This window comes from Rhodoferax lacus, from assembly GCF_003415675.1.
GTDB lineage: Bacteria > Pseudomonadota > Gammaproteobacteria > Burkholderiales > Burkholderiaceae_C > Allorhodoferax > Allorhodoferax lacus.
In genome coordinates this window covers 109,920-123,344 of record NZ_QFZK01000011.1, presented here as the reverse complement: position 1 = coordinate 123,344, position 13,425 = coordinate 109,920, and the positions used below count along the sequence as shown (strand labels likewise).

16 protein-coding genes and 1 pseudogene are annotated in these 13,425 nt (G+C 53.1%); 12 read left to right on the top strand and 5 right to left on the bottom strand.

The genetic code is table 11. The annotated features are described in order from the left end of the window. Positions 1–54 precede the first annotated feature (54 nt). From DIC66_RS16150 to DIC66_RS16140, 3 genes are read left to right on the top strand one after another with little or no spacing between them, the layout of a single operon-like run. Entirely contained in the window at positions 55–867 is an 813-nt protein-coding gene (locus tag DIC66_RS16150; protein WP_117179043.1) for an ABC transporter ATP-binding protein, read from the top strand. A gap of 10 nt (positions 868–877) precedes the next feature. Next, the gene (locus DIC66_RS16145) at positions 878–2,134 is read left to right on the top strand and encodes a phenylacetate--CoA ligase family protein (protein WP_117179041.1); all 1,257 of its coding nucleotides are present in this window, start codon (positions 878–880) and stop codon (positions 2,132–2,134) included. A 22-nt stretch (positions 2,135–2,156) separates the two neighbouring features. After that, positions 2,157–2,843 (top strand): Fic family protein, encoded by a 687-nt coding sequence (locus tag DIC66_RS16140; RefSeq protein ID WP_199534772.1) that lies wholly within the window; start codon positions 2,157–2,159, stop codon positions 2,841–2,843. Positions 2,844–2,858: 15 nt separating this feature from the next. Here the strand turns inward: DIC66_RS16140 and DIC66_RS16135 are convergent, their stop codons facing one another. Next, entirely contained in the window at positions 2,859–3,188 is a 330-nt protein-coding gene (locus DIC66_RS16135; RefSeq protein ID WP_117179039.1) for a DUF1840 domain-containing protein, read from the bottom strand. Between the two features lie 20 nt (positions 3,189–3,208). On the opposite strand from DIC66_RS16135, the gene DIC66_RS16130 reads away from it, so the two are divergent. Next, complete coding sequence (locus tag DIC66_RS16130; RefSeq protein WP_117179037.1) at positions 3,209–3,538, top strand: polyhydroxyalkanoic acid system family protein; 330 nt, start codon at positions 3,209–3,211, stop codon at positions 3,536–3,538. Positions 3,539–3,561: 23 nt separating this feature from the next. Here DIC66_RS16130 and DIC66_RS16125 read toward each other — a convergent pair whose 3' ends face one another. The 4 genes from DIC66_RS16125 to DIC66_RS16110 form a co-directional block, all read right to left on the bottom strand. Further along, positions 3,562–3,816, bottom strand: a complete 255-nt coding sequence (locus tag DIC66_RS16125) for an acyl-CoA-binding protein (protein WP_117179036.1) — start codon at positions 3,814–3,816, stop codon at positions 3,562–3,564. A 33-nt stretch (positions 3,817–3,849) separates the two neighbouring features. Beyond that, on the bottom strand, positions 3,850–4,623 hold the full coding sequence (locus DIC66_RS16120) for a hypothetical protein (protein WP_117179034.1): 774 nt from the start codon (positions 4,621–4,623) through the stop codon (positions 3,850–3,852). Between the two features lie 11 nt (positions 4,624–4,634). Next, positions 4,635–5,300 (bottom strand): TetR/AcrR family transcriptional regulator, encoded by a 666-nt coding sequence (locus DIC66_RS16115; protein WP_117179032.1) that lies wholly within the window; start codon positions 5,298–5,300, stop codon positions 4,635–4,637. 151 nt (positions 5,301–5,451) lie between these two features. Further along, a complete protein-coding gene (locus tag DIC66_RS16110; RefSeq protein ID WP_117179030.1) occupies positions 5,452–5,958 on the bottom strand; it encodes a phasin family protein in 507 nt (168 codons plus the stop codon). A 190-nt stretch (positions 5,959–6,148) separates the two neighbouring features. Here DIC66_RS16110 and fcl point away from each other — a divergent pair, with 190 nt between their 5' ends. The 8 genes and pseudogenes from fcl to DIC66_RS16070 all read left to right on the top strand — a co-directional run bounded on the left by fcl (position 6,149) and on the right by DIC66_RS16070 (position 13,385). Further along, complete coding sequence (gene fcl / locus DIC66_RS16105) at positions 6,149–7,123, top strand: GDP-L-fucose synthase (protein ID WP_117179028.1); 975 nt, start codon at positions 6,149–6,151, stop codon at positions 7,121–7,123. Beyond that, on the top strand, positions 7,120–8,223 hold the full coding sequence (gmd, locus tag DIC66_RS16100) for a GDP-mannose 4,6-dehydratase (protein ID WP_117179026.1): 1,104 nt from the start codon (positions 7,120–7,122) through the stop codon (positions 8,221–8,223). Before fcl ends, gmd begins: the two co-directional genes overlap by 4 nt. 33 nt (positions 8,224–8,256) lie before the next feature. After that, positions 8,257–8,790: a class I SAM-dependent methyltransferase gene (locus tag DIC66_RS16095; protein ID WP_117179024.1), complete on the top strand. Its 534-nt coding sequence runs from the start codon at positions 8,257–8,259 to the stop codon at positions 8,788–8,790. A 6-nt stretch (positions 8,791–8,796) separates the two neighbouring features. Beyond that, positions 8,797–9,390 (top strand): CatB-related O-acetyltransferase, encoded by a 594-nt coding sequence (locus DIC66_RS16090; protein WP_117179022.1) that lies wholly within the window; start codon positions 8,797–8,799, stop codon positions 9,388–9,390. Then, positions 9,387–10,412, top strand: a complete 1,026-nt coding sequence (locus DIC66_RS16085; protein WP_117179020.1) for a glycosyltransferase family 10 domain-containing protein — start codon at positions 9,387–9,389, stop codon at positions 10,410–10,412. Before DIC66_RS16090 ends, DIC66_RS16085 begins: the two co-directional genes overlap by 4 nt. Positions 10,413–10,789: 377 nt before the next feature. Further along, a pseudogene (locus DIC66_RS23765) lies at positions 10,790–10,984 on the top strand (DapH/DapD/GlmU-related protein); the annotation flags it as partial. A 40-nt stretch (positions 10,985–11,024) separates the two neighbouring features. Continuing rightward, positions 11,025–12,506, top strand: a complete 1,482-nt coding sequence (locus tag DIC66_RS16075; protein WP_147321333.1) for a lipopolysaccharide biosynthesis protein — start codon at positions 11,025–11,027, stop codon at positions 12,504–12,506. Between the two features lie 3 nt (positions 12,507–12,509). Then, positions 12,510–13,385, top strand: a complete 876-nt coding sequence (locus tag DIC66_RS16070; RefSeq protein WP_117179014.1) for an alpha-1,2-fucosyltransferase — start codon at positions 12,510–12,512, stop codon at positions 13,383–13,385. Positions 13,386–13,425: the final 40 nt, after the last annotated feature.

Genomic DNA, 13,425 nt, shown 5'->3' with positions numbered 1-13,425 from the left:
AAATGAAAGCTTCGGTTTGCGGAGTTTTCATTTGGTCTGAATGGAAACTTCGCTATGAGTGAACCCAAAAACATTGTTCTGAACGTGAATGGCATTGAGGTCATTTACAACCACGTGATCCTGGTGCTCAAGGGCGTGTCCCTGCAGGTGCCCGAGGGTGGCATTGTGGCCATCCTGGGTGGCAACGGCGCGGGCAAGACCACTACCCTGCGCGCCATCTCCAACCTGCTGGCGGGAGAGCGCGGCGCGGTCACCAAGGGCTCGATTGAGCTGCGCGGCGAGCGCATCGAAAACCTGTCGCCGGCCGACCTGGTCAAGCGCGGCGTGGTGCAGGTGATGGAAGGGCGCCACTGCTTTGCCCACCTGACGATTGAAGAGAACCTGCTCACCGGCGGCTACACCCGTGACAGCAAGTCCGAGGTGGCCGCCAATCTGGAGAAGGTCTACAACTACTTCCCACGCCTCAAGACACGCCGCACCAGCCAGGCCGCCTACACCTCGGGCGGTGAGCAGCAGATGTGCGCCATTGGCCGGGCCATCATGGCCAACCCCAGCATGGTGCTGCTGGACGAGCCCTCTATGGGCCTGGCGCCGCAGATTGTGGAAGAAGTGTTCGAGATTGTGAAAGACCTCAACGCCAAGGAAAAGGTCACCTTTTTGCTGGCCGAGCAGAACACCAATATGGCTCTGAAGTACGCCGACTACGGCTACATCATGGAGTCCGGCCGCGTGGTGATGGATGGTGCAGCCGAAGACTTGCGCACCAACGAGGACGTGAAAGAGTTTTATCTGGGCGTGGGCGGTGGCGAGCGCAAATCCTTTAAAGATGTCAAAAGCTACAAGCGCCGCAAACGCTGGTTGGCTTGAGGAGCGCAACATGAACAACGCCCTGTTTGATGCGCTGGAAAGTCGTACGCCGGAAGTCCGTGAGGCTGCCTTGTTGGCAGCTCTGCCAAGGCAGATAGCCCACGCGAAGCAATCGTCCGCAGCGTTTGCTGCCTTGCTGGCCGATGTGGACCCGGCTTCCATCACCAGTCGCGCTGCGCTGGCCACCTTGCCTGTCATCCGCAAGTCCGAGCTGCAGGAGCGCCAGCAGGCCGCGCGAGCGGCCGGGGGCAATGTGTTTGGCGGCTTCAGTGCCATCGGTTATGGCGCTGCCATGCCGCGCGTGTTTGCCAGCCCCGGTCCGATTTACGAGCCCGAGGGCACGGCCAAAGACTACTGGCGCATGGCGCGGGCGATTTATGCGGCGGGCTTCAGGCCTGGCGAGCTGATCCACAACTCGTTTAGCTACCACTTTGTGCCTGCGGGCTCCATGATGGAAACCGGCGCGCATGCCATGGGTTGCAGCGTGTTTCCCGGTGGCACCGGCCAGACCGAGCAGCAGGTGCAGGCCATGCGCGAGTTGCAACCCGCGGGCTACATCGGCACACCCAGCTTCCTGAAAATCATTGTGGAAAAGGCTGAGGAGCTGGGTGTTGCGCTGCCCACGGTGAAGAAAGCCATGTTCGGTGGCGAGGCCTATCCGCCCTCACTGCGCGACTGGTTCACCGCCCACGGCATTGCCGGCTACCAGTGCTATGCCACGGCGGACTTGGGGCTGATTGCGTATGAAACCGAAGCGCGGGAAGGCCTGGTGCTGGACGAGGGTGTGATCGTGGAAATCGTGCGCCCCGGCACCGGCGACCCGGTGGCTGAGGGCGAGGTGGGCGAACTGGTGGTGACCACGCTGAACCCTGACTACCCGCTGATCCGCTTTGGCACAGGTGACCTGTCGGCTGTGCTGCCAGGGCAGTGCCCCACCGGGCGCACCAACACCCGCATCAAGGGCTGGATGGGTCGCGCCGACCAGACCACCAAGATACGTGGCATGTTTGTGCACCCCAAGCAGGTGAATGAGATCGTCAAGCGATTCCCTGAACTCAGCCGTGCGCGCCTGGTGGTCAGCGGCGAAATGGCCAACGACGTGATGACACTGAAGGTGGAGGCGGGCGCACCGGCAGAAGGCCTGGCAGAGCGTATAGGTGACGCCATCCGCGACGTGACCAAACTGCGCGGCCAGGTGGAGCTGCTGGCACCCGGTGCCTTGCCCAATGACGGCAAGGTGATTGAGGACGTGCGCAGCTACAAGTAATCTTGAGGTGACGCGATAAGGCTTGCGTGATCAGTTGCATGCCTTGGGGCGCTCGCCGGCGGACCAGGCACCTGCGGGTACCTTTGCCCGTGACGTTTTGAGCCGCCTCTTGACCGCCCTGTCCTGGGCGTCCTCACAGCTGAAAGGCAATACCAACAGCCGACTGGATACCGAGCGGCTGATCACGTTCGGTCAGGCAGCCGAAGGCAAGGGCGCACTGGAAACCCAGATGGTCCTGAACCACAAGCAGGCCATTGAATACCTGGTGGGCGATTCCCAACATGCCCACTTGAGCACAGACACTGTCCTCGCCCTGCATGCCTTTTTGTCGGACGGTTTGATGGCGGATCCGATGGCCTGTGGCCGCTTGCGCAGCAGGGCAGTTGAAATTGGAGGCAGCGTCTACTTGCCGGTGGCACTCGCATTTATTGACGTGCCGCAGGCAGCCTATGTGGACGCCATGATTGGCGTCTACGAACTCAACCGTGTGGAGTTGTTGCGTGACGTGCTTGCTGCCATGGTGCGCAATGGCGAGGCAGCCAGTGCGGCTGCCATTGGCACGCGGGTGCCAGACACGGTTGCTCCAGACGACCGCAAGCATTTCATTGAACTGGTTCTGGAAGAATTCAAGGCACTGCATCCCGGCAATGCAGTGCGGTTTGGCATCAGGACATTGGAGTTGGAAGCTTGGCGAGGCAAGACCCGTTGAAGGCCTTCAAGAAGATCACACCCCCCAGACAATTTCCTTCTCGTCCTTCAGGCTGCGCCGGATCATCTCGATGAAGGGCACGGCGCGCTGGCGCAGGGAGATGCCCTCGAAACGGGGCGGCGTCTCGCCTTTGTCTTGGGCTTCCTTGATTACCTGCGCTTTGTGGTCTTCATCGGCCTTGATGGCAGCTTCGAGTTTTGCAATGGCTTCTGGCATATGCTCGGGCAACAGAATGCCTTGCGCCTGTGACGCTGCATCGCTGCGGCCCAATATGGCCAGGATCTGGCGGCCATTGGGCTCGAGCATGATCAGGTCACCAGCGGCGCGGGATTTGAATTTGTACATGGTCTTCTTTGGAATCGGTAATGGCTCATCTTCACATAGTTCGGGATCACACACTGGGTATGTCCGCTGCCCGCAAAATTGCCCTCGCCTGGGCCCAGCAGGCAGAGACCGAGTTCGGCATGGCGTGCACCTATGAAGAAGGCAAGTCGGCCGATACGGTGCACTTCACCCGCTCCGGCGTGAAGGGCTCACTGCTCGTCAACAAAGAGCGCTTTGAGCTGGAGGCCACACTGGGCTTTTTGTTGGGCGCTTTCAAGGACAAGATCGAGGCCGAGGTTGTGAAGAACCTCGATGCCTTGCTGGCCAGCAAACCGGCCGCCAAAAAGGCTGTGACCAAAAAAGGCGCCTGATCCGGCCACAGGCCGAAACAGGGTTAGTCCAGCGACGCGATCAGCTCCACATACTGCTGCATGGCGGCCTCGCTGGCGGTGCCCTTGAAGCTGTCCCAGGCCTCCCACTTGGCGCGGCCCACCATGTCGGAGAAGCCGGGCTTTTTGTCGGTGTTGTCACCGGTGGTGGCCTGTTTGTACAGGCCGTAGATTTTCAGCAGCGTGCTGTTATCCGGGCGTTCCGTCAGGTTTTTGGAGTTGGCTACAGCGGCTTCGAATTGTGTTTTGAGGTCGGACATGGTTTGAAGGGTTGTACGTGTTTACCCTGCATCTTACGGTGCCAGTCCGCCTTGGGCCTGCGCGATGTCCAGATACTCCCGCGCATCCATGGCTTGCAGTGAGGCGGCCTGTGCCAACAAGGCAGCTGCCTCGTCCTGGCGCGCGTCGCCTTCGAGCATCAGCAGGGCCGCGGCGTATTCCACCAAACCCAAGGGCGAACGGGGCTGCAGCGTAAACCCCTGCAGGAACATCTCCAGGCTGACTTCCTTCCTGGCGCCATAGGTCATGTGGCCTATCAGTGTGCCGACCCGGTCAATGATTTCGGCGTGGAAGCTGCCCAACGCAAAGTGGCCATCGGCATGCAGTGGTTGCAGGGCGATGGTGGTTTCCAGGGCCGTCTTGATTTTGCTACCCAGACCTTGCGCCAAGGCCTGGGTCACACTGATGCCCTGGCTGTAGCGGCCGAGGGACAATGCCAGCAGGTAATGGGCGTTGGGGTTGTCTGGCTGGTTTTGGATTTGTGCTTCGGCCCGCTCGGTCACCCGTTGGTAGATCGACTGCCGTTCGCCTTGCCGTGTTTCCAACTGTGCGGCGTAAACGCAGGCCGCCTTGTTGGCAACCGTCAGGCCCGCAGGCCCCAGGCGCAGGCCCAGCAGGTGGGCCTCTTCAAAGTGGCCGTTGTGAAAATGCGTCCAGGCCTGCAGCAGTTCGGGGGTGTCGGGCAGAGGCTCCTGGTCACAGCTGTGCAGGCGCGCCCATTGTTTCTTGATGGCCCGGCTGTCATAGGCAAAGTGGCCTTTGGGGGCAAAGGGTGTCCAGTTTGCCATCGGCTCGTCCTTCAGCTGGCCGCAGCCGGGTTGTAGGCGCCGGCCAGGCTGAGCAAATGCGTGCGCTGACTGGCTTCCAGATAGGGAACCAGCAGGTTGAGCACATGCTGCGCGCCGCGCAGCAGGGCGGCCTGCGCGCTTTCGGGCTCCAGGGCACGACGCGGGTCGCGCACGTATTCAAAGCTGAGCCAATAGGTCAGCACCACCACCATGCTGGTAGCGGTGGGTTCGATCTCGCGGGCGTCCATGTGCAAGGCCCTGCACCGGTTCATGCTGTCCAGCATGGCCTTGATGGAGCGGGTTTTTTCTTTCAGCACCGACTGGAAGTGGGTCTCCAGCCGACGGTTCTTGCTGAGCAGGTCGTTGAGGTCGCGGTACAAAAACCGGTATTGCCAGATCAGCTCGAACAACGTGTGCATGAAGAACCAGGCGTCTTCCACATCCCGCACGTTGTCGCTGGCGTTGAGCAGGCTGTGGAGTTGCCCCTCGTAGGCGTCAAACAGCGCGTTGATCAGTTCGTCCTTGGCCGGGTAGTGGTAGTACAGATTGCCCGGGCTGATGCCCATCTCGGCCGAAATCAGCGTGGTCGAAACATTGGGTTCGCCAAAGCGGTTGAACAGCTCCAGCGTCACTTCAAGAATGCGTTCGGCCGTGCGGCGGGGGGCTTTTTTGACCATGGCTTATTTTGGCCTAGTGGCGTCGTGTGGGGTTGGCTTTCATGGGCATGTGGGCAAAGTGTAGGGTGCTTGTGTGAAACGGCGTATTGCTTTGCAGCAATAAAAAAAGGCGCTTGCGCGCCTTGGTGGTGTTTGCCGGGCTGACCTTGGCTCAGGGCCGCTTGGCTGGCGCCTTGGCTTTGGGTTTTGCGGTGGCTTTGCTGGCTGGCTTGGGCGCCACTTTGGCTGGCGTCTTCCGGGCGGGTTTGCCCTTCAGCTCTTGTACTGTCTTGTTCAGTTCATCAATATGGGCAATCAGCGCATTGATCTCCTTGGCAGAGGGCATGCCCAGATTGCTCAGCGCCTTGGCCACCCGGTCTTCAAAGATGTGTTCCAGCTTGCCCCATTGGCCCGAGGCCTTGTTGCTGATCTCGCTGGCCATACTGGCCATCTTCTGGGTGGCATCGGCCATGCGCTCTTCTGCCACGGCCTGCGTTTTGCGCTGAATGCTCACACCTTCCTGTACCAGCGCCTCGAAGGCCTTGCTGCCCTCAGCCTGGGCGCGGGTGAAGGCGCCCAGACCGGCCTGCCAGATTTGCTGGGCCGAATCCTTGACGGCATCTGTCAGCGGGGGACTTTCGGCCTGGGTGGCCGAATTTTTGTGAATCTTTGTGACCATATGAGGCTCCTGAATGCGGTGCCTGCACTCTACGCGCTGGCGCGCGGCGGATATAGGGAGCGCTTCCTAGAACAGCACCTCTTGCCCCGACATGCAGAACGGCTTGCGTCGTGAGAAGGGGCAGGCGATACGAGGGCGGCCTTGCGTTGCCAGCGTGGATAATCGGGGAATTAGCCTCAAAACCGTTTGCATGTCTTCCACCCCCAAGATTTACGTTGCTGGCCACCGCGGTATGGTGGGTTCGTCCATTGTGCGGACCCTGTTAGCGGCGGACCATCCGGCTTCGGCACTGGTATTGCGCACCCATGCCGAGCTGGATCTGTGCAACCAGGCCCAGGTGCAGGCCTTCTTTGCCACCGAGAAGCCCGACCAGGTCTACCTGGCTGCGGCCAAGGTGGGTGGCATCCATGCCAACAACACCCTGCCTGCGGACTTCATCTACCAAAATTTGATGATGCAGGCCAATGTGGTGGACGCGGCCTTCCGCAGTGGTGTCAAAAAGCTTTTGATCCTGGGCAGCAGCTGCATATATCCACGCCTGGCCCCACAGCCCATGGGCGAAGCGGCCCTGCTGACTGGCACCCTGGAGCCCACCAACGAGCCCTATGCCATTGCCAAGATTGCCGGCATCAAGCTCTGCGAGAGCTACAACCGCCAATACGGCCAGAGCCATGGCATTGACTACCGCAGCGTCATGCCCACCAACCTGTATGGCCCCGGCGACAACTACCACCCGGAAAACAGCCACGTTATCCCGGCGCTGATTCGGCGTTTCCACGAGGCGCGCGTCAACCAGGCACCCATGGTCACCATCTGGGGCACGGGAAGCCCCAAGCGCGAGTTTTTGTACGTGGATGACATGGCATCGGCCAGCGTGCATGTGATGAACCTTCCGCAGGCCATTTATTCCCAGCATACGTCGCCCATGCAAAGTCACATCAATGTGGGCTGCGGTCAGGACATCAGCATTGCCGAACTGGCGCAGTTGGTGGGCCAAACCGTGGGCTACACCGGTGCCATTGACTTTGATGCCAGCAAGCCCGACGGCGCGCCGCGCAAGCTGATGGACAGCAGCCGCATCAACGCCCTGGGCTGGCAGGCCCAAGTGGCACTGCAAGATGGCCTGCAACAGGCCTACCAGGACTTTCTGAAAAACCACGCATGAATACTTCTGTGAACACCGCACCCAAAGTCGCACTCATCACTGGCATCACCGGCCAGGATGGCTCCTACCTGGCTGAGTTCCTGCTGGAAAAGGGCTACACCGTGCACGGCATCAAGCGCCGGGCGTCGAGCTTCAACACCGAGCGTGTGGACCACATCTACCAAGACCCGCACATTGAGAACGCGCGGTTCAAGCTGCATTACGGCGACCTGAGCGACACCAGCAACCTGGTGCGCATCGTGCAGGAAACCCAGCCCGATGAAATCTACAACCTGGGCGCCCAAAGCCATGTGGCGGTCAGCTTCGAGAGCCCGGAGTACACCGCCGACGTGGACGGCCTGGGTACGCTGCGCCTGCTGGAGGCCATTCGCATCCTGGGGCTGGAAAAGAAAACCCGTTTCTACCAGGCCAGCACTTCCGAGCTGTACGGTCTGGTGCAGGAAACCCCGCAAAAGGAAACCACGCCTTTCTACCCGCGCAGCCCCTATGCGGCGGCCAAAATGTATGCCTTCTGGATCACGGTGAACTACCGCGAGGCCTATGGCATGTATGCCTGCAACGGCATCCTGTTCAACCACGAGAGCCCGCGCCGCGGCGAGACCTTTGTCACCCGCAAGATCACCCGCGGCCTGGCCAACATCAGCCAGGGCCTGGAAGACTGCCTGTACATGGGCAACATCGACGCCCTGCGCGACTGGGGCCACGCCAAGGACTATGTGCGCATGCAGTGGATGATGTTGCAGCAGGACCAGGCTGAAGACTTTGTCATCGCCACCGGCAAGCAGTACAGCGTGCGGCAGTTCATTGAGTGGACTGCCAATGAGCTGGGCATGCCGCTGCGCTGGGCGGGTTCTGGCGTGGAGGAGGTGGGGTATTCGGGTGAAAAGGCCATTGTTCGCATCGATCCGCGCTACTTTCGCCCGGCTGAAGTGGAGACGCTCTTGGGTGACCCGTCCAAGGCAAAGGCGAAGCTGGGCTGGGTACCGGAGATCACGGCGCAAGAGATGTGCCGGGAGATGGTGGTGAACGATTTGGCCAAGGCCAAGCAGCATGCGTTGCTGAAAAATCACGGGTACAACATCAATGTTAGTGTTGAATAGTGAACTCTTATTAATTGGCAATGGAAGGAAAAAATGAAATTACATCTTGGCTGCGGAAAGCGGCATATCCCTGGATATATCCATATTGATGCAGTTGATTACCCACACGTTGATCATGTCGCTTCAATTGACAACTTGTCTTTCGTTCCGGACGAAAGCGTAGAGGTGATATACAACTGCCACGTTTTGGAGCACTTCAAGCGCAAGGAAGTGGAACGCGTTCTTGCCGAATGGCATAGGGTTTTGCAACCTAACGGGGTATTGCGAATTGCCGTCCCAGATTTTGCAAAGCTATGCGAGGTATACCGACTCTATGGAAAGTTGGATATGGTGGTGGGCGGACTTTTTGGAAGAGGCGATTATCTCTATAACATCCATTACAACGTTTTTGACTTTGATACCTTAAAAGCGGTTCTGGAGAAAACCGGCTTTACCAATGTTCGTCGCTACGACTGGCGCGAAACAGAGCATGCAGATATGGATGATTACTCACAAGCCTACATCCCCCATATGGATAAAGAAAATGGGATGCTCATTAGCTTGAATGTTGAATGTAACAAAGCCTAAATAGTGATGGGAAAACTGTTCCGATTTTTTGTCCTTCTTTTGCAGAAGATTCGCAAAAGAAATAACATTCAATCACTCGCAGTTTCGCCAAGGTCTCTGATTGGTCATCATATTGAAATAGGTAATTTTACGCAGGTTGATGGAAAGTCAGCGATTGGTAGTTATACATACATCGGCGCACACTCTTCAGTAACACGGGCGAGTATCGGTAGATATGTTTCTATTGGAAACAATGTATCGATTGGTCCTGGCGAGCATGAATTGATGAATTATTCAACATCTTCTCATTTTTACGAAAAAATATATGATGAACTCACAAAAGAAGACTGTGTGATCGAGAGCGATGTATGGATTGGAGTTGATGCAATAGTTTTGCGTGGAGTTAAAGTGGGCGTGGGTGCGGTAATTGCAGCTAACGCCGTAGTCACTAGAAATGTCCCTGATTTCGCAATAGTTGCTGGTGTGCCAGCACGATTTATTCGATACAGATTTGATGAATTTACTAGGAATGCACTTTTGTCATCTAGATGGTGGGAAAGTGACAAGCAGACTGCGCAGTCGATTTTTAAAAGTTTGAATTTGAACGGCGCTTCCAAATGAAGACGGCGCACTTGCTCGGAACAGGACATACAAAAAATAGTATCTTCGATGATGTGAACAAAGGCAATCCTGACAATTGGTACTATCCCTTTTGGAAGTTAAAAAGCCAATTTCTCAAGCATGGAATCGAATTAAATACGCCTGATGTTTTTGTGCCAAGAGTCGTTGATTTTGAATTGCATCAAGATGCGCAAAAAAAATTAGTTGCAGGAGTGACGGCATATGTGATGCTTTACGAATCATCAAATATAAGACCGCTCAATAAAAACAAAAATTGTTTGAAGAAATATAGACGTGTCTTTACTTGGCGTGACGATTGGGTGGATGGAGATCGGTTTGTGAAATTTAATCTCCCTAATAAAATCATTGAAAATAAAACAAGAGGGTGGATTGGCAGGGACAAACTGTGTTGTTTGATAGCTGCAAATAAGTCACTCCCTTCCCGAACAGAACTTGACTTGTATGTGGAGCGTGTAAAAACAATTCGCTGGTTTGAACAAAATGCACCGCACTCTTTTGACTTGTTTGGAAGTGGCTGGGATGCGCCTGCAGAGAAGTCTGGTTTGATGAACCGTGTCAAGAGAAAAATTGCGAGATTTCTGCCAAGAAGAAATCAAAATGGAAAGATATATTTCGCCTCCTATCGAGGCAGAGTTGCCAGCAAACTGGAAACAATGCAAAAATACCGCTTTTCTATATGCTATGAAAATGTGCGTGATTTGCCCGGATATATTACTGAAAAAATATGGGACTGTTTTTTTTCTGGTTGCATACCTGTCTATTGGGGTGCATCAAATATCACAAATTATATTCCTGATGATTGCTTTATTGATCGTCGTAAATTCAAGAGTCATGAGGCGCTTTATCAATATATGTCCTCAATGACAGAGGCACAATTCATTTGCTACCAAGAGAAGATTGCAGCGTTTTTGGGAAGTGAGAAAGCGAGACCCTTTAGTTCGGATTTCTTTGCTGAAACGATAGTGAATACAATTGTTGGCGACCTAGAGCATGCAAAATGATCTAAATTTAGATAGGGTGGCCCCTCCAGTGTCGATATATATAACGATTTGTAATGGGTATTATGAGATTGCTTACATTGCCGGGTAAATTTCTAATTCAAATAGTATGGCAGTTAATGGGGATGTATCGTATTAAGACATTGGGTTCGTTTGGAACAAATAGCCATTTTTCACACAATGTTAAGTTTGCATTTCCCAGTCAAATATTTATTGGCAACGATGTATCTATCGCACGCAGTGTAGACATCGGTGCATCAAGCAAGGGTTCAATCAGCATTGGAGATAGATGTGCAATAGCTGCTGGCGTACGCATTGTGACGGCTACACACGATCTATATCATCTGCCAGTGACAGAGGTTGGGATAAACAGACCAATTGTTATTGGAGAGGATGTCTGGATTGGAACAGGTGCGATAATTCTTCCAGGCGTAGAAATAAAGAGTGGAGCAGTTATAGCTGCAGGGGCAGTTGTCACAAAAGATGTTCCGCCTGATTGCGTTGTGGGCGGTGTTCCCGCGAAAATCATAAAGAGTTTGCCAGCGCGAAATGTAAGATTTGGGAAGAATGATTAATTAATGAAATTAAATACCCAAGTCCCTTAGGCTGAGTACGATGAAAATGCGCAGTGATATTGTTTGGGTGTTGGGAGGGCGGGTTGTAAGTGCAATGGTATCTATCGCCAGTTTGCGCCTATTAACGTCATTTTTACAGCCCGCCGATTTTGGCCTGTACACACTGCTTATTGCTTTTCAAGGATTTTGTGGTTTGATACTGCTTAGTCCTGTTGGCTTGCATCTCAACCGTAATACACATGCTTGGTGGGATGATGGAAGTCTGACCAAACGTCTCTCTGGATACAACAACTATATTGTGTTTATTTCTGCGGGAATAGCGATTGTGGTCGCATTTTGGTGGAACTTCTATCCGGGTACGGACCAAAGCCTTACTGGGACATTGTTGTCAGCAATGGCTGTCAGTTTAATGGTGTACTTTGGTACTTGGAATGGAACGGTTGTATATATATTAAACATGCTGGGTTTTCGTAGTGCCAGTGTATGTTGGATGCTGTCAACGTCCATTGTGGGGCTCGCATTCTCGGCATACTTATCGTACAACTACCCCACCGGAATTTCATGGCTATTGGGGCAAGCCATTGGCATGGCGGTGGGTGCGGTGGGTGGAGGGATGATGCTGAGAAGGTATATAAAAAATGAAAATAATTTGAAAACTGTCGAAACAGAACCTATATCTCTAATTGACAAAAAGACGATCATAAAATTCTGTCTGCCACTTGCCATGGCTACCGGCTTGATGTGGATTCAAACTGCGGGCTACCGTTTTTGGATTGGTGGAGTTTGGGGTGCAAAAGAGTTGGGACTTTTGGCAATTGGGCTAAGTATTACAGCCCAAATTTGGGCGATTGTTGAGGCAGTATCAATGCAATTTTTGTCACCATACTTTTTCCGACATATTACTGAATCAAAGTCAGCATCGGAAAATTCCGCCATTCTCTCCAATGTGATTAATGTAATGTGGCCTCTATATGCAGTGTTAGCAGGATTTAATTTTGTCTTTGCATCTTCATTGTTGGTGGTGCTCACCAATGAGCTTTATTACGCATCGGTTGCCTTCGTGACTTTAGGGGTGATCGTCGAGTTCTCACGTTGCACAGCGAATTTGTGGTCCTATGCAGCACAGATTGAGCGAAATACTACGAATTACATTCTTCCATACGGTATCGGTGCTCTTGCAGTTTGGATTGGTTTAATTTGGGTGAATCAGCGGCAAGGCGATATAAACCATATATCGGTTGTTTTGGCGTCATCCGGGTTGTTGATGTGCATGGCGATGGTCATAGTAATGCAGCGGATGGTGCGAGTTAAACTGGATGTATGGAGATGGATGATAGGTATTGTGACACTCCTCGTTTGTGCTGCCTCAGCGATTATTGCACCTATTACATCAACGAACTTTCTGGAGTGTATTGAATTAATGGCGTTGGGATTCTTAATGGCAGGCGGGGTTGTGATGTTATTGCTGTGGCGAAATCCCGCACTGACTGCATTGCTCTCAATTGGATTGCGGAAAGCTTGAATCTTGATTATCTTGCACTTATCCGGCGGGCTAGGAAATCAAATGTTTCAATATGCGTTTGGACGAGCTTGCGCGAAAAGGCTTGGCGCAGAAATGAAGCTTGCAATATCGGATCGTACACTAAATATACATAGTGGATTTGAGTTGGAGAGGCTGTTTGATATACACGCAACCACAGCTACTCCAGCAGATATTAAATCGGTTTTGGGTTTGCAACGGTACTTGATGGTGCAGAAAGTTATTAATGCATGTGGATTGCGGCATGTGTATAAATCATCTTTAATTCAGGAGCAAACTTTCAATTACAGTCCGGAAGTGTTGCACTTGAGAGATGGGAGCTATATAAGTGGATATTGGCAGAGTGAAAAATACTTTATGGAAATAAGGAATGAAATCCTCGCTGATTTTTCATTTAGACTGCCTATGTGCAAGACTAATTTTGAATTTTCTGAAAAAATTGCCAGTTCTAATTCAATCGCATTGCACGTTCGTCGAAATGATTTTGCAAAGAACCCGTCAATCAACGCAACACATGGTTTATGTTCCTTGGATTACTATGAAGAAGCAATTGGGCACATTACAAAGCGAGTTGACAATCCGAGCTTTTTCATTTTTTCCGATGATCTCCAGTGGGTTAGAGAGAATTTATCAATGGATTATCCTTGTAACTATGTTCATCATAATACGGGTGCAGATAGTTACAATGACATGCGATTGATGAGCTTGTGTAAACACAATATTATTGCGAATAGCTCTTTCAGTTGGTGGGGAGCATGGCTAAATAGAAGTTCTGAAAAAATCGTCATAGCTCCTAAAAAATGGTTTGCCAAGGAAATAAATACAGAAGACTTGCTGCCTGCAAATTGGATAAGACTTTAGGTGAAAATTTCGAGAGAATTAGGCTTTGGAAGCCTTGACT

What these genes read in the sequence shown, in the direction of transcription:
- DIC66_RS16150 (WP_117179043.1), top strand. Translation starts at nt 55, where the DNA reads ATGAGTGAACCCAAAAACATTGTTCTGAACGTGAATGGCATTGAGGTC.
- DIC66_RS16145 (WP_117179041.1), top strand. Translation starts at nt 878, where the DNA reads ATGAACAACGCCCTGTTTGATGCGCTGGAAAGTCGTACGCCGGAAGTC.
- DIC66_RS16135 (WP_117179039.1), bottom strand. Translation starts at nt 3,188, where the DNA reads ATGTACAAATTCAAATCCCGCGCCGCTGGTGACCTGATCATGCTCGAG.
- DIC66_RS16130 (WP_117179037.1), top strand. Translation starts at nt 3,209, where the DNA reads ATGGCTCATCTTCACATAGTTCGGGATCACACACTGGGTATGTCCGCT.
- DIC66_RS16125 (WP_117179036.1), bottom strand. Translation starts at nt 3,816, where the DNA reads ATGTCCGACCTCAAAACACAATTCGAAGCCGCTGTAGCCAACTCCAAA.
- DIC66_RS16120 (WP_117179034.1), bottom strand. Translation starts at nt 4,623, where the DNA reads ATGGCAAACTGGACACCCTTTGCCCCCAAAGGCCACTTTGCCTATGAC.
- DIC66_RS16115 (WP_117179032.1), bottom strand. Translation starts at nt 5,300, where the DNA reads ATGGTCAAAAAAGCCCCCCGCCGCACGGCCGAACGCATTCTTGAAGTG.
- DIC66_RS16110 (WP_117179030.1), bottom strand. Translation starts at nt 5,958, where the DNA reads ATGGTCACAAAGATTCACAAAAATTCGGCCACCCAGGCCGAAAGTCCC.
- fcl (WP_117179028.1), top strand. Translation starts at nt 6,149, where the DNA reads ATGTCTTCCACCCCCAAGATTTACGTTGCTGGCCACCGCGGTATGGTG.
- gmd (WP_117179026.1), top strand. Translation starts at nt 7,120, where the DNA reads ATGAATACTTCTGTGAACACCGCACCCAAAGTCGCACTCATCACTGGC.
- DIC66_RS16095 (WP_117179024.1), top strand. Translation starts at nt 8,257, where the DNA reads ATGAAATTACATCTTGGCTGCGGAAAGCGGCATATCCCTGGATATATC.
- DIC66_RS16090 (WP_117179022.1), top strand. Translation starts at nt 8,797, where the DNA reads ATGGGAAAACTGTTCCGATTTTTTGTCCTTCTTTTGCAGAAGATTCGC.
- DIC66_RS16085 (WP_117179020.1), top strand. Translation starts at nt 9,387, where the DNA reads ATGAAGACGGCGCACTTGCTCGGAACAGGACATACAAAAAATAGTATC.
- DIC66_RS16075 (WP_147321333.1), top strand. Translation starts at nt 11,025, where the DNA reads ATGAAAATGCGCAGTGATATTGTTTGGGTGTTGGGAGGGCGGGTTGTA.